Genomic DNA, 19,396 nt, shown 5'->3' with positions numbered 1-19,396 from the left:
GATGCAAGAAAACTATAAAATTTTAGTGGTGGATGATGATGCGCGTTTACGTGCATTGCTTGAGCGTTACTTGTCAGAGCAAGGTTTTCTGGTGCGTAGTGTCGCCAATAGCGAACAGATGGATCGCCTGCTCACTCGTGAAAACTTCCACTTAATGGTGCTTGATTTGATGTTACCGGGTGAAGATGGTTTGTCTATTTGCCGCCGCTTGCGTAACGCCAATAATATGTTGCCGATTTTAATGCTGACCGCTAAAGGCGACGAAGTGGATCGTATTGTTGGCTTGGAGGTGGGTGCGGATGATTACCTGCCCAAACCGTTTAACCCGCGTGAACTACTGGCGCGAATCAAAGCCGTGCTGCGTCGCCAAGTGATTGAAGCCCCCGGCGCGCCAAGTGCTGAAGAGTCGGTGGTTGAGTTTGGTGAGTTTCGCTTGAATTTAGGTACCCGCGAAATGTTCCGTGGTGATGAGCCAATGCCGCTCACTTCCGGTGAATTTGCCGTATTGAAGACCTTAGTCACCAATGCGCGTGAGCCGATGTCGCGCGATAAGTTGATGAATATGGCAAGAGGGCGTGAATACTCCGCAATGGAGCGCTCGATTGATGTGCAAATCTCGCGTTTACGTCGCATGCTTGAAGTGGATCCAAGCAAACCACGCTACATACAAACGGTGTGGGGCTTAGGTTACGTCTTCGTTCCAGATGGTAAAGAGTCTTAAATTTCAATCAGCTCCTGTCGGTTAACCCACAGGAGCTTTTTTGTCACCTTTTTGATAGTACGTTCATAGCGGGTTTTCCTATGCGCATTCGCAGTTCCTTTACTCAATCGATTTTGCTCTTCTTTTCATTGCTGATCGCCAGCCAAGTGTATTCTTATTACGCCGTATTTAACTATGCTTTGATGCCCAGTTTGCAGCAGTTCAATAAGATTTTGGGCCATGAGATCAACCTAATGCTGGATGATGCGGCGAACAATACATCGAAGCTGGGAATGGACGCCTTACAGCGCCGCCGAGTGTTAGAACAGTTGGGCGTCACCATTCATAGTGAAGAGAGTGAGATGGCCCAAGAGTATCACGATGCCATCAGCATTGATTTGATGAGCGAGGAGATGAGCAATGAGCTCGGCTCGCCGACCGATGTGCGGATGATTTTGGGTAAAGAGAGTTATATTTTATGGATGAAAGTGGACTCTTTTCCGGGGTCATTAATACGCATCCCTCTCTCTGAGTTGCAAAAAGAGGATTTTGCGCCACTATTTCACAATAGTTTGGTGATGGCGTTACTGATTGTCTTGGGGGGATGGCTGTTTATTCGTCTGCAAAATCGTCCTTTAATTGCCTTAGAAAAAGCCGCCAAAGCCGTTGGCCGAGGCGAGAACCCGCCACCATTGCCGCTCAAAGGCGCTTCTGAAATTCGCGCGGTGACGTTGGCGTTTAATCAAATGTCGAAAGGGATCCAAGCGCTTGAAGAGGATCGCTCATTATTGATGGCGGGGATCAGCCACGACTTACGCACGCCGCTGACCCGCATTCGCTTAGCCACGGAAATGATGTCTCCAGAAGAGAGTTATCTCGCCGAAGGGATCATCAGTGATACGGAAGAGTGTAACGAGATCATCAGTCAGTTTATGGACTACCTTAAACCCGTCAATAAACAGACCTTTACCGCCGTTGATCTCAATGAGATAGCTAATGATGTCGCCACTGCCGAAGGGGGCTATGAGATCAAAATCGATGTCGCGCTGCATTTACCAATGCAGCCAGCCTTTGGCAATGCGATCGCCATTAAACGCGCAGTGAGCAACTTAGTGGTGAACGCCATTCGTTATGGTAATGGTTGGGTTAAGGTGAGTACGGGCAGTACCGCAGATAACAAAATGGCTTGGGTTTGTGTGGAGGATAATGGTCCGGGTATTGATCCTAGCCAAGTGAGTAAAGTGTTTGAACCTTTTACGCGTGGTGATACCGCGCGCGGCAGTGAAGGCACAGGACTTGGTTTGGCGATAGTGAAACGGATTGTTAGCCAGCATCATGGCAGCGTTGTGGTGAGTAACCGCAGTGAAGGTGGGCTCAAAGCGCAACTGAGCTTCCCGACCAAATAGGGGCTTATTCACTAAATAACACAATGGTCTCCGTTGAGCCCATTGTGTTTGCGGTTTATGTCTTTTCGGCTGCTGACCGACGTTTTTGGGCCCATCCATGCAATCAGTTGGTTTTGAGCTCTTCGAGTTCTTCTTCTTCGCGTGGCAATTTTTCTGGCAGTAGCAAGTTGAGCAAAATGGCGGTGATACCGCCAGCCGCTACGCCGGATGAAAAAATGCTCTTAATGAACTCGGGCATAAATTGCAGAATCTCTGGCTTTTGCGCAATGCCTAACCCCATCGAAAACGACAGCGCCATGATTAAAATCGCGCGGCGGTCGAGATCCACACGGGAAATAATACGCACACCCGCGGCGGCAATGGTGCCGAACATGACGATGGTTGCACCGCCAAGTACCGGTTCAGGAATCAATTGTACAAAGCTTGCCACGCCTGGGAACAGGCCGAGCAACACCAGCATGGCGGAAATAAAGTAACCCACATAACGGCTGGCAACCCCGGTGAGCATAATTACGCCATTGTTTTGGCTAAAGGTCGAGTTGGGAAAACTGTTAAAGACCGCCGCCAGCGCTGAGTTCAAACCATCAGCCAGCACACCACCTTTAATGCGCTTCATGTAAATCGGCCCTTTGACGGGCTCGCCCGACACTTCAGAAGTGGCGGTGATATCACCAATCGCTTCCAATGCGGTGATCAAGAAAATCAGTACCAGAGGAATAAAGAGTGACCAATCAAAACCTAAACCAAACTGCATCGGTATTGGTAGGGCAATCAGGGCAGTTTCACTCAGTGAATCAGTGTTCACCATCCCCATCAAGTAGGCCATGATGTAACCGATGAACATCGCAATCACAATAGATGCTACGCGAATGTATGGGTTACTTGAGCGGTTGAGCAACACGATAAGCCCAAGCACGGTTCCCGCCAATGCCAGTTTGTCTAAGCTGCCAAAAGTGCCATCGCTGAGCGCAGCATAGCCGCCACCCATAGAAACTAAACCAACTTGTACCAGTGTTAAGCCTATCAGGGTGACCACAATGCCTGACACCAGCGGCGTGATCACGCGGCGCGCGTATTGCAGCACTCGTGATAATAGGATTTCAGCAAAAGAAGCGACTAAAATGGTGCCAAAGATCGCCGCCATCATAGTGCTGATATCTGCACCACCCGCTTTTAATGACAAGCCTGCGCCAATAATTGGCCCAAGAAAGTTAAAACTGGTGCCTTGGATAGAAAGTAAACCGGAGCCAATTGGGCCAATGGTGCGGATCTGGATAAAGGAGGATAAGCCAGATGCAAACAGCGACATGCTGATGATGGTGTTGGTCTGTTCGGCAGAAACACCAAGTGTTTGGCAAATAATAAGCGAAGGGGTGATGACCGCAACAAACATGGCTAGCAAATGTTGTAAAGCGGCGAAAATGGTTTGGGGTAGCGGTGGCCTATCGTTGAGTTGATAAACCAAATCAGACTTACGCGAAGCGTTGTGGATAGTCATACTGTTTTCCTAATGGTGCGTTATTGTCTTAGCGTTCGCTGAGTGGGAGCACTAAGTGGAGCAGACACGTCATCTGTGATTGCTGTTAATCAGAATCTGCTCGGACTGGATAAGTGAGTAGTTCACTAAAAAAATTGGCGAAATTATAGAGAGTTTACGCAAGAAAGCAAACGTTTGCTTTGCTGTGTAAGGGAGAGGGGAATACAGAACGAACAATCTTATGCTTTGGCGTAGATGTCCTTCTCTCCTAACCAGCGATCGATAATGGCGGTCGCGTGGCTTGGATAATGGTCGTGTAAGTAGCGAGCAATGCGCTGTACTTCAGGAATTAAACCTTGGTCACGGACTAAATCCGCAATTTTGAAATCCGCGAGGCCAGTCTGTTTGGTACCAAGCAGCTCCCCCGGACCGCGAATTTCTAAGTCTCGCTGAGCAATTACGAAACCGTCATTGCTCTCACGCAGTACACCCAAGCGTTTTTGCGCGGTTTTCGATAGTGGTGCATGGTAGAGCAATACGCAATGGCTGGCGACAGAGCCTCGCCCTACGCGGCCGCGTAATTGGTGCAACTGTGCTAAGCCCAAACGCTCAGGGTTTTCGATGATCATCAAGCTCGCATTCGGCACGTCAACGCCAACCTCAATCACCGTTGTGGCAACCAGCAAGTGCAGTTCATTGTTTTTAAAGGCTTGCATCACCGCTTGTTTTTCGCTCGGCTTCATTCGGCCATGCACCAAACCGATTTTGACATCGGGCAGAGTGCGTTGTAGCTCTTGCGCTGTGTCGGCGGCGGCTTGCGCTTCTAGCACCTCAGACTCATCAATCAAAGTACAGACCCAATAAGCCTGTTTTCCTTCATTCAAACAGGCATGACGTACGCGCTCGACGATATCATCACGCTTTGTATCTGGGATAGCGACAGTTTGAATGGGCGTTCGTCCCGGTGGCAGTTCATCAATAACGGAGGTTTCTAAATCAGCGTAAGCAGTCATCGCTAAAGTTCGTGGGATCGGCGTTGCGGTCATGATTAACTGGTGCGGATACGCGCCTTGCTTCGCCCCTTTCTCACGCAGTTCTAAACGCTGGTGGACGCCAAAGCGGTGTTGTTCATCAATGATGACGAGCGCAAGGTGATGAAATTCAACTTGTTCTTGGAAAAGAGCGTGAGTACCCACTATCATTTTTGCCTCACCGCTGGCAATGCGAGCTAGTTCTGTTTCTTTCGCTTTGCCTTTTAATTTACCCGCCAGCCAGCCGACTTGGATACCCATTGCTTCAAACCAGTTGGCAAAGTTAATTGCGTGCTGCTCGGCCAGCAATTCCGTCGGTGCCATTAATGCTACTTGATAGCCATGTTCGATAGCACGTGCGGCGGCTAATGCAGCGACCAAGGTTTTCCCTGAGCCCACATCACCTTGTACTAAACGCATCATGGGGTGAGCTTGTGCCAGATCGGCTTCGATCTCTGTCACAACACGTGTTTGTGCTTTAGTGGGAGAGAAAGGCAGTTGTGCAAGCAGTTGTTGTTTGAGTGTGCCAGACCCAGCTAGTGGCAATGCGATATCTTGCTGGCCTTGATGGCGTACAGCCAGCATGGAGAGGTTTTGCGCCAACAGCTCTTCCATAATTAAGCGAACCTGCGCCGGGTGTTTCCCTTCATCAAACAGTTGCAGGTTAATGCCCGGTGGCGGCCGGTGAATGATGTGCAGCGCTTCAGAGAGCGTAATTTGGTGATCATATAACCCAGCAGGTAGCAGTTCTTGTACGGCGGCTTTGTCGAGTAAACTTAATGCTTGATCAGTGAGTGTGCGTAGCGTGAGTTGGCGCAGGCCATCGGTTGTTGGGTAAACGGGTGTTAAGTTAGCTTCGACATCTGGCTGTTGCTGAGGAGCATAAAATTTATAATCAGGATGAACAATTTCAAGGCCGAATCCACCACGCTTAATTTCACCGTAAGCGTGCACTAACTTACCTTCAGCAAAATTGTTTTTCATCCCAGCCGTAAAGTTAAAAAAACGCAGCGTAATGGTGCCGTTACCATCGCTTATTTTTACTGTGAGCATTTTGCGTTTGCCAAAAACCGTATCCACCGCCATGACTTTACCTTGCACAGCGGCCCAAAGCCCGGGATGCAATTTAGCGATAGGGTAGATCCGTGTGCGATCCTCATAACGTAAAGGGAGATGGAACAGCAGATCTTGCACACTGATTAAGCCAACCTTTTCCAGTTTTTCAGCCACTTTAGCGCCCACGCCAGAGAGTGAGGTGAGAGGAATCGCGGACAGTAGCTGTGACATAACAGGGCTCATTAACAGTATCGTTATGTATTATTCAACCATCGAACTGTTTTTTTGTACAGCATAAAATCATGTAATGGTCGATAAGCGGCAGGCCATCGGCTAATTTGAATAGTGACGCCTAAAATGCAAGATGGGGGTAGGGTATCGGAAAATAAAAAACCCCATGAGTGGTTAGCCGCAAGGGGTTTTATTTGTTTGGATAGTTTAATTTTTCCGGCGTCGCACTTTCAGTGCATGAGGCATCACACGAATTTTTTTCATGATGTTTGCTAAGTGAATGCGATCTTTGGTGGTCAGCAGCACAGTGACAGTATACAAACGTCCATCACGCTCCTCGGTGGAGAGGCCATGAATGTTGGAACCTGTTTTCGAGATTACATTCGTCAGTTCCGCTAACGCACCTTGGTGGTTTTGCATGTCCACTTTCAGTTCGGTGATGAACTCTTGGTCGTAATCTTTAGACCACTCAACCGCCATGTAACGATCCGGCTCTTTTTGGTAGCCACGAACATTAGGGCAGGTTTCACGATGCACCACTAAACCACGACCCGGAGATACATGCGCAATGATGTGATCGTCTGGGATGGGGTGGCAGCAGTTAGCAAACGTGAGCAAAATACCTTCAGCGCCGCGGATCGGCAGTTTCTTTTTCGGTTTGCCATCATTGCTTTCCACTTCGGTCAGCTCATCAGCATCGCCAAGCAGACGACGCGCAATGACAATACTCATCAGTTCGCCTAAACCAATCGCGGCCAGCAGATCATCGACCGTGGCCATTTTAAGCTCACCAATCACATGCTTAATGTTCTCGTCACTGATGTCACTGAGTGAAAGATCACCCAGCGCGTGATTGAGCAAACGTCTACCAAGTGTGATCGATTCCTCACGGCGCATGGTTTTAAGCACTTGACGTATCTTAGTACGAGCGCGAGACGTGACCACATAGTTGAGCCAAGCGGCATTAGGACGAGCCCCAGGAGCGCTGATGATTTCAATCGTTTGGCCGTTTTTCAGTGATTTACTTAACGGATAAGGGTTTCGATCAACACGAGCTCCAACACAGGTATTACCGACATCGGTGTGTACCGCGTAGGCAAAATCAACCGCAGTTGCCCCGACAGGCAGCTCAACGATGCGGCCTTTGGGTGTGAAGACGTAGATTTCATCAGGGAAAAGATCCGACTTAACGTTCTCAATAAACTCAAACGAGTTGCCAGCGCTTTGTTGTAGCTCAAGTAGGCTTTGCATCCAGCGTTGAGCTTTAATTTGCGCGGTGGTGCCAGTGCGTTCGCCATTACCTTTGTAAGACCAATGAGCAGCCACGCCTTTGTCGGCCATCTGTTCCATGTCTTCAGTGCGGATCTGCACTTCAACTGGGACGCCGTGTGGGCCGACCATCGAGGTATGCAAAGATTGGTAGCCGTTCGCTTTGGGCACGGCGATGTAATCTTTCATGCGCCCCGGGCGAGGTTTGTACAAGCTATGAACTTGGCCTAATGCACGATAACAAGTATCTGCAGTGTCGACCACGACTCGAAAAGCGTAGATGTCCATAATGGTGTGAAAGCGCTGCTCTTTGGTTTTCATCTTGTTATAGATGGAGAACAGGTTCTTTTCACGGCCGACCACGCGTGCTTTCAAACCGAAATCTTGCAAGCGGCCTTCAATTTCACTGTGGATGCGTTGGATCATCTCTTTGCGGTTACCGCGAGCGGATCTCACCACTTCTTTCAATACGCGATAACGATTTGGGTACAATGCTTCAAAGCCAAGCTCTTCTAGCTCAGTCTTGATGTTATGAATCCCTAAGCGGTGAGCAAGAGGCGCGTAAATCTCTAACGTTTCACGGGCAATACGACGCTTTTTATCTGGGCGCAATGCGCCAAGGGTACGCATATTGTGTGTGCGGTCAGCAAGTTTGATGAGAATAACGCGAATGTCTTGCACCATTGCCAGCACCATCTTACGAAAGTTCTCGGCTTGGGCTTCTTTACGATCACGAAATTTCAACTTGTCGAGTTTAGAAACCCCGTCTACCAATTCCGCCACGGCGTGACCAAATTGCGCTTCAAGATCGCTTTTAGTGACATCGCAATCTTCGATGACATCATGTAATAACGCTGCTTGTAGCGTTTCCAAATCAAGGCGCATATCAGCCAAAATTCGAGAAACCGCAACAGGGTGAATAATGTAAGGTTCGCCGCTAGAACGGGTTTGCCCTTCATGGGCTTCACGTGCGACCACATAAGATTGACGCAGAGCCTCAATTTGAGGCTCTGTTAGGTATTCTTGGACAACGTCTTTAAGGCTATCAAATAGATACAAATTATAGGCCCGGAAGGTTGTTGAATTTGAATGGCAGAATTAACGGTTGTGAGCGATGCTGCTTACGGCGGCCAATTCTGCGGCTTCTTGCTCTTTCTGCTCTTGGCGCTCACGAGCATCAAGCACATCTTTCGTGATAAGACCTTCTTCGATTTCGCGCAGAGCGATAACGGTTGGCTTATCGTTCTCTTCTGGCACCAATGAATCTTTACCGCCAGTTTGCATTTGACGAGCGCGGCGAGCCGCAATCAGAACTAGGTCGAAACGATTGCCCACTTTTTCAACAGCGTCTTGAACAGTTACGCGTGCCATGAGAACTCCAAATAGTTAACTAAAAATTTTTAAATGACGAGAAAGTATACAGTCTAATCTTTGTTTATACTAGCGATAGACTTTGCCTTGTTTGAGCGGGTGATTATTCCGCCAGTAGCGCGTTGAGCATGCTGTTATATTTAGCAGCTTGCTTGTCTTGCTTCAATCGTTCAGCACGTAAAATAGCTCTGAAATCCATTAATGCCACATCGAAATCATCATTTATGATGACATAGTCGTATTCGGTGTAATGCGAGATTTCAGCTTGAGCTTCATTCATACGTTTAGCAATGACGGCTTCACTGTCTTGACCACGAGCATTCAAGCGGCGTTCCAATTCTTCTTTTGAAGGAGGAAGGATAAACACACTTTTTGCATCCGGCATTTTGTCGCGTATTTGACGCGCGCCTTGCCAGTCAATATCAAGAAAAACGTCAATGCCTTTGTTGAGGTTATTTTCAATCCATACCTTAGAGGTGCCGTAGTAGTTGCCAAATACTTCAGCATGTTCGAGAAATTCACCTTTAGTAATCAACTCTTCAAACAGCTCTTTTTGTACAAAATGGTAATGAACACCATCTTGTTCGCCCGGGCGCATGCCGCGTGTGGTATGTGAAACAGAGACTTTCATCGCATAGGTTGGGTTGGTTTCCAACATCGCAGAGATCAAGCTTGATTTGCCTGCACCACTGGGTGCAGAGACGATATAAAGAGTACCTTTGCCCATCTGTTCTGTTCCACGTTAGGTTAGGATTGAATGCTGATATTTGCGTCTATCAGCATGTTAAAAGATAGCACTGACCCAGAGAGTTTCATCCTAGAAAATGAAAATAAGGCCAGAAAAAATGGAGGCGAAGAGTAGCACGTTCCCATGGATGTCTACAACAAAAAGGTCGGCCTTTAGCTGTGAAAGGGGAATTTTAAAACGGTGATATTTTCTTCAATGGGTAAACGTTTGCTCTTATTTCAAGGCTTGTCGAGGGGGTTTATTGCTGTATAATCGCCCGCCGCTGAGCTCGTGATTTGAATATGATCGCGTGGTAAGCCTACAAATTAATGCAAGACTAATTCTTCGATTTGGGTTCCCTCGCCCCCAAAACAAACTAAAAAGGTACACAATGAGTTACTTTACCCTTGCGCAGCAGCGCAAAGCTTTGGCACTTTTAGTGCTATTTCATTTGATCATTATCGCATCAAGCAATTATCTGGTTCAGTTGCCCTTTACTGTCTTCGGTTTACATACCACTTGGGGCGCATTTACTTTCCCATTCATTTTTCTGGCAACGGATCTCACTGTACGCATTTTTGGTGCAGCGTTGGCTCGTAAAATCATTTTCTTAGTGATGTTACCGGCTTTGATTGTTTCTTATGCACTCTCGGTGCTATTTTTTGAAGGTCAATTACAAGGGCTTGCTCAGCTTCATGAGTTTAATCTGTTTGTTGCTCGTATTGCGATTGCCAGTTTTATGGCGTATTTGCTAGGGCAAATTATGGATGTGCATGTGTTTAATCGTCTGCGCCAGATGAAGCAGTGGTGGGTTGCGCCAACCTGTTCTACGTTATTTGGTAATGCATTAGACACGGTCGCTTTTTTTGCGATTGCTTTCTATCAAAGCCCCGATCCGTTCATGGCTGAACATTGGACCGAAATTGCCTTGGTCGATTATGGTTTTAAACTGGTGATCAGTTTAGGCCTGTTTGTGCCGATGTACGGTGTGCTGCTCAATTACTTGATCCGCAAGCTGACAGCGGTCAACCCTGATTTTCGAACCGTTGGGATCAATGCTCAGTAGTGGAGTAGCAAGCCATTATACTAGGAAGAGAGAAAATCAAAGCCCGAGCAAGTGCTGCTCGGGCTTTTTTATGTGTCTGCATCTTATGACTATTTATGATTATGATGGATCGATAATGAGTGGCCAACCAATGTCGCTTTGACGGTTTGCTTCAATATCCAGCTCGGCGGTGGTGAGAGGATTGGCCGCTAACCATTTGGCGGATAACCGAAGAGTCAGTTGGTCACCTTGAGCTTGTAATGTAAATTTAGGCTGTAGTGCCTTGTTACGACGATGGCTGAGCAATACGGCAAGGCGCAGTAAACGTAACACCCGTTTGGCGCTGTTGCCCGACAGAGCGTACTGCTCTGGCAATGAAGAGAGCTGCTCGCGATAACGACGAGCAATTTCGCCTAGAAAGTGTTTCTGTGCACGGGTATAGCCGGGTAAGTCGAGGTTTTGTAACAGGTAGGCGCTGTGTTCACCGCCTTTTTTTAAATCAATCGCTAACCCTATTTCATGCAATTGTGCAGCGGTAGTGAGCAGCATTTCAGCTTGCGGTTCCGCAATCCAATCTTCCCCCCCACACTGTTTGAGCAGCGATTGGGCAAGTTGAGCCACTTGCTTGGCGTAGTCAACATCAATTTGATATCGCACCTGAACGCTATTGATGGTACGCGTTCGAATGTCATCTTGGCGCAGCTCTTCGACCATTTCATACACTAAGCCTTCACGCAATGCGCCGCCAGCTAAAGTCATCGATTCAATCTCGATCAGTTCAAAGATGGCAATTAAAATCGATAGGCCACTTGGGAAAACTAACGCTCGCTCTAAAGTTAAGCCTTCAATATCAAGCTCTTCCAAGTGATCGGCGAGCATCGCTTGTTTTTGCAAGCGTTTTAGTTTGGTATGAGTGATCACCTCATCCATACCTTGCGCTAACATAATTTCTTGCAACGCTTGTACTGTGCCACTGGCACCCACGCACACATCCCAACCTAACTGTGAGTATTGTTCAAGGATAGGCGCTAACGTCTGTTTTGCCGCATCGATCGCTCGATTAAAGTTAGCCGCGTTAAGCTGTCTGTCTTTAAAATGGCGCTCAAGCCAAGTGACGCAGCCCATTTTTAAACTGGTTAACGCTTTGGCATCGAACCCTTCACCAATGATGAGTTCAGTACTGGCCCCACCAATATCGACAACCAAGCGTCGTCCTAAGCCACCCGAAGTGTGCGCCACTCCTTTATAGATAGTCGCCGCCTCTTCTTCACCGGAAATAACCTGAATGGGGTGGCCGAGTATTTGGTTGGCTTGAGTTAAAAACAGCTCAACGTTGGTGGCTGTACGCAGTGTGGCAGTGCCAACAATACGGATATTGCTGGCGGGTATATCTTGTAGTCGTTCCGCAAATAAACTGAGGCAGTCCCATCCTCGCTGCATCGCTTCTTGGCTAAGAGCGTTGTTATCATCTAACCCGGCGGCCAAGCGTACTTTGCGCTTTATTTTGGCCATCGTTTGTACACTGCCATCAATATGACGCACGATGAGCATATGAAAACTGTTCGACCCAAGGTCGATGGCAGCGTAGAGCGGCGAGGAGACGGCTTTACTCATAAATGGATTACGAACCCTTATTACTTTGATGCGGTTGACGTGGGCGACGACTTTGTGGCTTACGGTTGCCAGTACGAGGGCCATTGTTATTAGTACGGCGCTGCTGAGGATTACGAGAACGCAGACGAATTGGCGGCGGTAAGTCTTCAATCAACGCCGATGCATCGTAATCAGAAACAGGAACCGCGTGCCCGGTGTACTCTTCAATCGCGGTTAGGTTAATGGCGTACTCTTCACAGGCAAAACTAATCGAGTGACCACTCTCTCCTGCGCGACCTGTACGACCAATGCGGTGCACGTAGTCTTCACAGTCATCAGGTAAGTCGTAGTTGAATACGTGTGTGACTTGAGGAATGTGTAAGCCTCGCGCTGCCACGTCGGTTGCAACAAGAATGTCGACATCACCGGTAGTGAATTGCTCAAGGATCTTTTCACGTTTCTTCTGCGGTACATCACCTGTTAGTAGGCCGACACGGTGCCCATCTGCAGCTAAATGACCCCAAATAGAGTCGCAGCGGTGTTTTGTGTTGGCAAAAATGATGGCGCGATCTGGCCAGTCTTGTTCTATCAGTGTCTGTAATAGCGCCATCTTATGTTCGTTAGACGGGTAGAACAGCTCTTCTTGGATGCGATGGCCAGTTTTTTGTTCTGGTTCAACAACCACGTGCTCAGGGTTATGCATGTGCTCGAACGCCAACTCTTGAACGCGATAAGAAAGCGTGGCTGAAAACAGCATGTTCAGGCGCTCTTTAGGTTCAGGCATACGGCGAAACAGAAAACGAATGTCCTTGATAAAACCAAGGTCAAACATGCGATCGGCTTCATCCAGCACTACAGCTTGAATATTATTCAAGTTAAACACGTGTTGTTTGTAGAAATCTATGATACGTCCTGTTGTACCGATCAATATGTCGACACCATCTTGCAGCTTAGACAATTGCTTATCGTAGCTTTCACCACCGTAAGCCAGCGCGGCTTTGATGCCAGTACTGGCAATCAGAGGTTCGGCGTCGTTATAAATTTGAATCGCTAACTCACGAGTCGGAGCCATAATAATGGCACGCGGCTGCGTCGGTTTTCGCCCTTCATGTTCAGGGGTTGTTAGTAAGTGGTTAAAAGTAGCAGCGAGAAACGCAAGCGTTTTACCAGTCCCTGTTTGGGCCTGGCCTGCAATGTCTTGGCCGGTGAGCAGTACCGGCAACGCCAAGGCTTGGATCGGGGTACAGTAATCGAACCCTTTTTTTTCCAATCCTTCAACAACTTGAGGATGTAATCCCAAATCGGCGAACTTTTGCTCTGTGATATGTGTCTTTTTCATCGCCATAGAATATCAGCTTAAGCTTGCAATACGAAAGTAAATACATTCCAATAGAGCATCTATTTACTGGTTAGCTTATAATCAGTGCAGAAAAACATATTGGAGTGGAAGATGAGCGATAAGATTTTGCAGCTTACAGATGATGGTTTTGAGAACGATGTAATCAAAGCTGCAGGCCCTGTTCTTGTTGATTTTTGGGCAGAATGGTGTGGTCCTTGTAAGATGATTGCACCAATTTTGGATGAAATCGCTAGCGAGTACGAAGGCAAACTGACTATCGGTAAATTAAATATCGACCACAACGCAGGTACTCCACCTAAGTTTGGTATTCGTGGCATCCCAACCTTGCTGCTGTTCAAAAATGGCAACGTCGCTGCAACGAAAGTTGGTGCGTTATCAAAAACTCAATTGAAAGAGTTTTTGGACGCAAACCTATAACAGGTATCGCAAAGCCGTACATTTTCTGATGCACGGCTTTGTTTTTTTGAAAAGAAACAAACTCTAGACTAGGCTATTATTTAGTGCTAGTTTATCGCACGTTAATTAGACAAGTGTTCACTTCTTGGTCGATCCTGAGACCAAAATCCATCTTAACTAGAAAATAGATCCTATTTTGACTAAACAAGTATCCACCACAATGAATCTAACAGAATTGAAGAACAGACCTGTGTCTGATCTTGTGAAACTTGGTGAGAGCCTAGGCCTCGAAAACCTAGCGCGTCTAAGAAAACAAGACATCATCTTCTCCATCCTAAAAGCGCACGCAAAAAGTGGTGAAGATATATTTGGTGATGGGGTCTTGGAAATTCTTCAAGACGGTTTTGGTTTCTTACGTAGCGCCGACTGTTCATATTTAGCTGGCCCTGATGATATCTACGTATCACCAAGCCAAATTCGCCGTTTCAACTTACGCACCGGTGACTCAGTATCCGGCAAAATTCGCCCACCAAAAGAAGGCGAACGTTATTTCGCATTGTTAAAAGTTAACACCGTTAACCACGACAAACCGGATAATGCACGTAACAAGATTTTATTTGAGAACTTAACTCCACTGCATGCCAATGAACGTATGATCATGGAGCGTGGTAATGGTTCGACAGAAGACATTACGGCACGAGTTCTAGACCTTGCCTCTCCGATTGGTAAAGGCCAGCGTGGTTTGATTGTTGCTCCGCCAAAAGCGGGCAAAACCATGTTGCTACAAAATATCGCGCAAAGTATTGCTAACAACCATCCTGATTGTGTGTTGATGGTGCTACTGATTGACGAACGTCCTGAAGAAGTAACGGAAATGCAACGCCTTGTGAAAGGCGAAGTGGTTGCTTCTACGTTCGATGAGCCAGCTTCACGTCACGTACAAGTGGCAGAAATGGTGATCGAAAAAGCAAAACGTTTGGTTGAGCATAAGAAAGATGTCGTTATCCTGCTTGATTCCATCACACGTTTAGCTCGTGCTTACAACACAGTGATCCCGTCATCTGGCAAAGTATTGACTGGTGGTGTGGATGCCAACGCATTGCAACGCCCTAAGCGCTTTTTCGGTGCGGCTCGTAATGTAGAAGAAGGCGGTAGTTTAACGATTATTGCGACGGCACTGGTTGATACTGGCTCTAAAATGGATGAAGTTATCTACGAAGAGTTTAAAGGTACAGGTAACATGGAATTGCACCTTAACCGTAAAATTGCGGAAAAACGTGTCTTCCCTGCTATCGACTTCAACCGCAGCGGTACTCGTCGTGAAGAGTTGCTTACTAAACCTGATGAGTTACAAAAAATGTGGATTCTGCGTAAGATCGTTCACCCAATGAGTGAAAGTGACGCAATGGAATTCTTAATTGATAAGCTCGCGATGACGAAAACTAATGATGAGTTTTTTGATGCGATGCGCCGTCAATAATAGACGCTAAGTTTAGTATGACCAACGCCACCGTTTATCGGTGGCGTTTTTGTTTGCATTTAACCCATTAACCTTCCACAATAGGCCAAATGTTACAAGGAGGTTAAAATGCAACAAGGAATGTTGTCGTCGCTTCTCCTCTCGCTATTTTTATTTTGTGCGTGGCCAAGTGCTGCCTCTATAGAAATAACGTCTGATACAGCTCAGAAATGGCTTCAGGAAGAACAAATTCGCCATAAAAGTGCAGAGTTATTGCAGTACGCGGTACATGATGAATTTGATTCTTTGCGTTTTTCATTACAACGTTTAGCGCTATTACCGCAAGAAGCCGCACGTTTTCTGTTGCTGCAAAAAATCGAGCAGTTGGATCTCGCCATAACGCCGAATATGGTGATATTCATTGAAGAGCAGCAAGCGCTTGCACCCACTTACCAAGTTGTTGAAAAAGAACAAGGCTATGAATTCTCAACTCCAGCTTTTGACTCTTCTGCGATAGCCAGCCGTTTATTAAAGCGTTGGCGGCAAGAACAAACCATTCTCGATTTCTTGGTGAAGGCGGAGCGCCAAGAGCTAGTACTGAAAACATGGTTGTCAGGGACTCAATATCAAGTAAAAATTCGCGAAACGTTACTGATCCGCGAGTTAGATACACTATCCCCAAGTGCTTTAGCTGCGCTCACTGAGCAACTGACATCAGAGCCAGTGACCGGGTGGTTGCCTTCCACACAAGTGATGGTTCGATTAGCTCAAGTTAGTGAAGATCCTAAAATCTATAAACTCCTGTGGCTGATGCGGGTCGATTTCTCCATTCAGCAGGAACTCACACGATTAGCCAGCGTAAGCGATGAATTTGCGATAAAACAGATCATGGCCGCCAGTGAAAATCCAAGTTTAAAAGTACAAGCGATTAAGGCATTAGTTCGCATCAGCCCCATGCGTTCTGATATCCGCGACTTTCTGATAGCCAAAATGTCAATCAATGAAGAGGTCAATTTAGTGGCCACTGCTTTGGTCGAGCAAGGACACAGCCGCTGGCTAAAGGATTTACTGGTGAGTAATTCTCAGGTGAAAAGTCGTGGTATTTTGCAAGCCCTCTCTCAATAACCCTATGAAATTTGGGGATCGTTAATGGGTTGTTTTTGTTATACTGCCTGCAGTTTAATCAGCGATGTAGTAGGCCTATGAGCTTTAAGGATTTACGTGAATTTGTTGACCATCTGGAAAAAACAGGCCAACTAAAACGCATTACTTGCCCGATTGACCCTCATTATGAAATGACGGAAATTAGCGACCGCACTTTGCGTGCCGCTGGTCCAGCTTTGCTATTTGAAAACCCGATCGGTTATACGGTTCCCGTGCTCACTAACTTGTTTGGCACCGCAAAACGCGTCGCGATCGGCATGGGGCGTAAAGAGGTCCAAGAGTTAAGGGAAGTCGGCAAATTACTGGCTTATCTCAAAGAGCCCGAGCCACCACAGGGCTTCAAAGATGCTATCGATAAATTGCCTTTATTTAAGCAAGTGCTCAACATGCCAACCAAACGACTACGCAAGGCTCCTTGCCAGGAGATTGTTTGGCAGGGCAACGATGTTGACTTAGACAAAATCCCAGTGATGAGTTGTTGGGCCGATGATGTTGCTCCTCTTCTGACTTGGGGGCTGACGATCACTAAAGGGCCAAACAAGAAGCGACAAAATCTCGGGATTTATCGCCAACAGAAACTCAGTAAAAACAAAGTCATCATGCGTTGGCTGGCGCATCGTGGTGGTGCTCTAGATTTAAGAGATTGGATGGACACTCACCCCGGAGAGAATTTCCCAGTTTCAGTGGCTTTTGGCGCTGATCCTGCAACCATTCTAGGCGCGGTGACACCAGTGCCAGATACGCTTTCTGAATATGCTTTTGCGGGATTGCTACGAGGCAGTAAAACAGAAGTGGTTAAATCGCTCAGTAATGATCTAGATGTGCCTGCTAGTGCGGAAATTGTGCTGGAAGGCTACATAGATCCAAACGAATATGCTGACGAAGGGCCTTATGGTGATCACACGGGTTACTATAATGAAGTTGAAAAGCATCGTGTCTTTACGGTTACGCATATCACAATGCGCAGCAATCCTATCTACCATAGCACTTATACCGGACGCCCACCTGATGAACCAGCTGTGCTTGGTGTTGCGTTAAATGAAGTGTTTGTACCTATACTCCAAAAACAGTTCCCTGAAATCGTCGATTTCTATTTGCCGCCGGAAGGTTGTTCTTATCGAATGGCGGTGGTGACGATGAAAAAGCAATACCCTGGTCATGCAAAGCGAGTCATGATGGGAGTTTGGTCGTTCCTTCGCCAGTTTATGTACACTAAATATGTGGTGGTGTGCGATGAATCAGTCGATGCTCGTGATTGGAATTCAGTTATCAATGCAATGACAACACATATGGACCCAGTCCGAGACACTTTATTCATCGAACATACACCGATTGATTCACTTGATTTTGCCTCTCCAGTGGTGGGGCTAGGCTCCAAAATGGGCTTAGATGCTACCATTAAATGGGATGTTGAGAGTGACGGTACAAGACAACAGTCATCCCCATCAACGGCTCCTCAGATCAAAGCTGAGCATTTGGATCAGCTTAGAGCACAGCATTCTGAGATTGTTGATATCTATTTAGTGCCATTTTCTAATGATGGTTTCTTGATTGTATCCATGAACAAAGCGTTCGCTGGTCAATCTCAAGAGCTGCTAAAAAAGATATGGGCATTTTTAGAGACATTTTCAAATCTGAAGTTTGTTGTGCTCTGTGATGATGATGTGAATATCCGAGATTGGAATGACGTGATTTGGGCGATAACCACGCGCATGGATCCGTCTCGAGATACTGATCGTATAGAAGCTAATGAAGGGCAATGTTCCAAGCTCCTGCTGGATGCAACCAACAAACTCTCTGGTGAAGTTCAGCGAGAGTGGGGGACGCCAATCCAAAAAGATCACGAGGTCGTCACCAAAATAGACTCGCTCTGGGATGAGCTAGGTATTTTATGACTTATACGGTGATCTTGCTGCCGAAAGGCGATACTTTTGAAGTGCAAGACGGTACAACGGTGTTGGAAGCTGCGCTCAACAAGAACATCTCTTTTCCACACCGTTGTCAAATAGGTGCATGCGCTATGTGTATGTGCAGAAAATTAGAAGGTGTAGTGGAATATAACTTAGAACCGATGTTGACTGACGAAGAGCAGCGACAAGGTTGGATATTCCCTTGCCAAGCCTTTGCAACAAGTAACTTAGTACTTACTTTTGCAGAGTAAGCCAGAGGAAAAACATGACCACCCAATGTAAAGTAAAGTCAATTGAGCCATTAGCCTCTAATACTTATAAAATCATCCTCCAACCTGAAAGTGTTCTTGCATTTAAAGCTGGGCAATATCTCATGGTAGAAATGGGTGAGAAAGATAAACGTCCATTTTCTATCGCAAGCAGCCCTTGCCGTACTGGTGAACTAGAGTTGCACATTGGTGCCGCCGAGCACAATGCTTATGCACAGGAAGTGGTTGAGAAAATGAGAACGGCATTAAGCAACAAGGGTTTAGTCAATATAGATGCACCTCATGGTGATGCGTGGGTAAAAGAAAATGAGCGCCCTCTACTACTCATTGCTGGAGGAACAGGTTTTAGCTATGTACGCTCGATTTTAGATCACTGTATTAGCCAAAAGAAAAGTAACGCTATCTATTTGTACTGGGGAGCAAAAGACGTTTACCAACTCTATGCAAAAACAGAACTGAGTGAGATTGCTCAGCAATTTGAGAACATCCACTTTGTACCTGTTGTTGAAACGGCTGATGAAGGTTGGAATGGCAAGGTTGGCAATGTACTCCAAGCGATCAATGATGATTTCGAGTCGTTAGAAGCGTACGACATTTATATTGCAGGTCGTTTTGATATGGCTGGAGCAGCAAGAGAACAGTTTACCCAATACAAAAATGCAAAAAGCGATCACATGTTTGCTGATGCCTACGCTTTTATTTAAGATCGAGAGAGATTAAAGCCTATCAAAAGAGAGCGAAATGCTCTCTTTTGACGCTTTGTGGCTGCTATTTAAACAAAATAGATGTTTTTCTTATTTTTTATTAAAAACCGCTTGCACTCATCTTCGTTCTCCCTATAATGCCGCCTCACTGACACGGCACAGCCAGTAAGGGTTCAAGCCCAACCAGCAGCCAATCAGTAGGTCAAATCAGTAAGACGAAATAATTTA

At 46.6% G+C, this 19,396-nt stretch carries 16 protein-coding genes; 9 read left to right on the top strand and 7 right to left on the bottom strand.

The window, feature by feature from the left end:
- Position 1 precedes the first annotated feature (1 nt).
- Together ompR and envZ are read left to right on the top strand one after the other, a co-directional pair.
- On the top strand, positions 2–721 hold the full coding sequence (gene ompR, locus EXZ60_RS15210) for a two-component system response regulator OmpR (protein ID WP_010319303.1): 720 nt from the start codon (positions 2–4) through the stop codon (positions 719–721).
- Between the two features lie 80 nt (positions 722–801).
- A complete protein-coding gene (gene envZ, locus EXZ60_RS15205; RefSeq protein ID WP_013855410.1) occupies positions 802–2,106 on the top strand; it encodes a two-component system sensor histidine kinase EnvZ in 1,305 nt (434 codons plus the stop codon).
- A gap of 103 nt (positions 2,107–2,209) precedes the next feature.
- Here envZ and EXZ60_RS15200 read toward each other — a convergent pair whose 3' ends face one another.
- The 5 genes from EXZ60_RS15200 to gmk form a co-directional block, all read right to left on the bottom strand.
- Entirely contained in the window at positions 2,210–3,604 is a 1,395-nt protein-coding gene (locus EXZ60_RS15200) for a uracil-xanthine permease family protein (protein ID WP_115339452.1), read from the bottom strand.
- A gap of 218 nt (positions 3,605–3,822) precedes the next feature.
- Positions 3,823–5,901 (bottom strand): ATP-dependent DNA helicase RecG, encoded by a 2,079-nt coding sequence (recG, locus tag EXZ60_RS15195; RefSeq protein WP_277435910.1) that lies wholly within the window; start codon positions 5,899–5,901, stop codon positions 3,823–3,825.
- A gap of 207 nt (positions 5,902–6,108) precedes the next feature.
- Positions 6,109–8,229, bottom strand: a complete 2,121-nt coding sequence (gene spoT / locus EXZ60_RS15190) for a bifunctional GTP diphosphokinase/guanosine-3',5'-bis pyrophosphate 3'-pyrophosphohydrolase (protein ID WP_277435909.1) — start codon at positions 8,227–8,229, stop codon at positions 6,109–6,111.
- Positions 8,230–8,268: 39 nt separating this feature from the next.
- The gene (rpoZ, locus tag EXZ60_RS15185; protein WP_013855406.1) at positions 8,269–8,541 is read right to left on the bottom strand and encodes a DNA-directed RNA polymerase subunit omega; all 273 of its coding nucleotides are present in this window, start codon (positions 8,539–8,541) and stop codon (positions 8,269–8,271) included.
- 103 nt (positions 8,542–8,644) lie between these two features.
- A complete protein-coding gene (gmk, locus tag EXZ60_RS15180; protein ID WP_017044367.1) occupies positions 8,645–9,268 on the bottom strand; it encodes a guanylate kinase in 624 nt (207 codons plus the stop codon).
- Positions 9,269–9,659: 391 nt separating this feature from the next.
- Between gmk and EXZ60_RS15175 the strand changes: the two genes are divergently transcribed.
- Positions 9,660–10,334, top strand: coding sequence for a 7-cyano-7-deazaguanine/7-aminomethyl-7-deazaguanine transporter (locus EXZ60_RS15175; RefSeq protein ID WP_277435908.1), 675 nt, complete (start codon positions 9,660–9,662; stop codon positions 10,332–10,334).
- A 99-nt stretch (positions 10,335–10,433) separates the two neighbouring features.
- On the opposite strand, the gene gppA is transcribed toward EXZ60_RS15175, so the two are convergent.
- Together gppA and rhlB are read right to left on the bottom strand one after the other, a co-directional pair.
- Positions 10,434–11,927: a guanosine-5'-triphosphate,3'-diphosphate diphosphatase gene (gene gppA / locus EXZ60_RS15170; protein WP_069211982.1), complete on the bottom strand. Its 1,494-nt coding sequence runs from the start codon at positions 11,925–11,927 to the stop codon at positions 10,434–10,436.
- Between the two features lie 7 nt (positions 11,928–11,934).
- A complete protein-coding gene (gene rhlB / locus EXZ60_RS15165; protein ID WP_026027733.1) occupies positions 11,935–13,245 on the bottom strand; it encodes an ATP-dependent RNA helicase RhlB in 1,311 nt (436 codons plus the stop codon).
- Positions 13,246–13,356: 111 nt separating this feature from the next.
- On the opposite strand from rhlB, the gene trxA reads away from it, so the two are divergent.
- The 6 genes from trxA (at position 13,357) to fre (ending at position 19,168) form a co-directional block, all read left to right on the top strand.
- Positions 13,357–13,683, top strand: coding sequence for a thioredoxin TrxA (gene trxA / locus EXZ60_RS15160; protein WP_010319293.1), 327 nt, complete (start codon positions 13,357–13,359; stop codon positions 13,681–13,683).
- 199 nt (positions 13,684–13,882) lie between these two features.
- Positions 13,883–15,142 (top strand): transcription termination factor Rho, encoded by a 1,260-nt coding sequence (gene rho / locus EXZ60_RS15155; protein WP_010319292.1) that lies wholly within the window; start codon positions 13,883–13,885, stop codon positions 15,140–15,142.
- Between the two features lie 108 nt (positions 15,143–15,250).
- Positions 15,251–16,246, top strand: coding sequence for a hypothetical protein (locus tag EXZ60_RS15150; RefSeq protein WP_017045715.1), 996 nt, complete (start codon positions 15,251–15,253; stop codon positions 16,244–16,246).
- Positions 16,247–16,323: 77 nt separating this feature from the next.
- Positions 16,324–18,180 carry a 4-hydroxy-3-polyprenylbenzoate decarboxylase gene (ubiD, locus tag EXZ60_RS15145; RefSeq protein WP_029189858.1) on the top strand — a complete coding sequence of 619 codons (1,857 nt, stop codon included), beginning with the start codon at positions 16,324–16,326 and terminating at the stop codon, positions 18,178–18,180.
- Positions 18,177–18,446, top strand: coding sequence for a 2Fe-2S iron-sulfur cluster-binding protein (locus EXZ60_RS15140; protein WP_013855397.1), 270 nt, complete (start codon positions 18,177–18,179; stop codon positions 18,444–18,446). Before ubiD ends, EXZ60_RS15140 begins: the two co-directional genes overlap by 4 nt.
- A 14-nt stretch (positions 18,447–18,460) precedes the next feature.
- Entirely contained in the window at positions 18,461–19,168 is a 708-nt protein-coding gene (gene fre, locus EXZ60_RS15135; protein ID WP_017044373.1) for an NAD(P)H-flavin reductase, read from the top strand.
- The last annotated feature ends 228 nt before the right edge of the window (positions 19,169–19,396 follow it).

It is taken from the genome of Vibrio sp. 1151_11, from assembly GCF_029478525.1.
GTDB classification, from domain to species: Bacteria; Pseudomonadota; Gammaproteobacteria; order Enterobacterales; family Vibrionaceae; genus Vibrio; species Vibrio anguillarum.
Note: the sequence above shows the minus strand (reverse complement) of the source record. Positions and strands in the feature narration are given on the sequence as shown.

What these genes read in the sequence shown, in the direction of transcription:
- EXZ60_RS15200 (WP_115339452.1), bottom strand. Translation starts at nt 3,604, where the DNA reads ATGACTATCCACAACGCTTCGCGTAAGTCTGATTTGGTTTATCAACTC.
- rho (WP_010319292.1), top strand. Translation starts at nt 13,883, where the DNA reads ATGAATCTAACAGAATTGAAGAACAGACCTGTGTCTGATCTTGTGAAA.
- EXZ60_RS15150 (WP_017045715.1), top strand. Translation starts at nt 15,251, where the DNA reads ATGCAACAAGGAATGTTGTCGTCGCTTCTCCTCTCGCTATTTTTATTT.
- ompR (WP_010319303.1), top strand. Translation starts at nt 2, where the DNA reads ATGCAAGAAAACTATAAAATTTTAGTGGTGGATGATGATGCGCGTTTA.
- EXZ60_RS15140 (WP_013855397.1), top strand. Translation starts at nt 18,177, where the DNA reads ATGACTTATACGGTGATCTTGCTGCCGAAAGGCGATACTTTTGAAGTG.
- envZ (WP_013855410.1), top strand. Translation starts at nt 802, where the DNA reads ATGCGCATTCGCAGTTCCTTTACTCAATCGATTTTGCTCTTCTTTTCA.
- recG (WP_277435910.1), bottom strand. Translation starts at nt 5,901, where the DNA reads ATGTCACAGCTACTGTCCGCGATTCCTCTCACCTCACTCTCTGGCGTG.
- fre (WP_017044373.1), top strand. Translation starts at nt 18,461, where the DNA reads ATGACCACCCAATGTAAAGTAAAGTCAATTGAGCCATTAGCCTCTAAT.
- rpoZ (WP_013855406.1), bottom strand. Translation starts at nt 8,541, where the DNA reads ATGGCACGCGTAACTGTTCAAGACGCTGTTGAAAAAGTGGGCAATCGT.
- gmk (WP_017044367.1), bottom strand. Translation starts at nt 9,268, where the DNA reads ATGGGCAAAGGTACTCTTTATATCGTCTCTGCACCCAGTGGTGCAGGC.
- gppA (WP_069211982.1), bottom strand. Translation starts at nt 11,927, where the DNA reads ATGAGTAAAGCCGTCTCCTCGCCGCTCTACGCTGCCATCGACCTTGGG.
- rhlB (WP_026027733.1), bottom strand. Translation starts at nt 13,245, where the DNA reads ATGAAAAAGACACATATCACAGAGCAAAAGTTCGCCGATTTGGGATTA.
- ubiD (WP_029189858.1), top strand. Translation starts at nt 16,324, where the DNA reads ATGAGCTTTAAGGATTTACGTGAATTTGTTGACCATCTGGAAAAAACA.
- EXZ60_RS15175 (WP_277435908.1), top strand. Translation starts at nt 9,660, where the DNA reads ATGAGTTACTTTACCCTTGCGCAGCAGCGCAAAGCTTTGGCACTTTTA.
- trxA (WP_010319293.1), top strand. Translation starts at nt 13,357, where the DNA reads ATGAGCGATAAGATTTTGCAGCTTACAGATGATGGTTTTGAGAACGAT.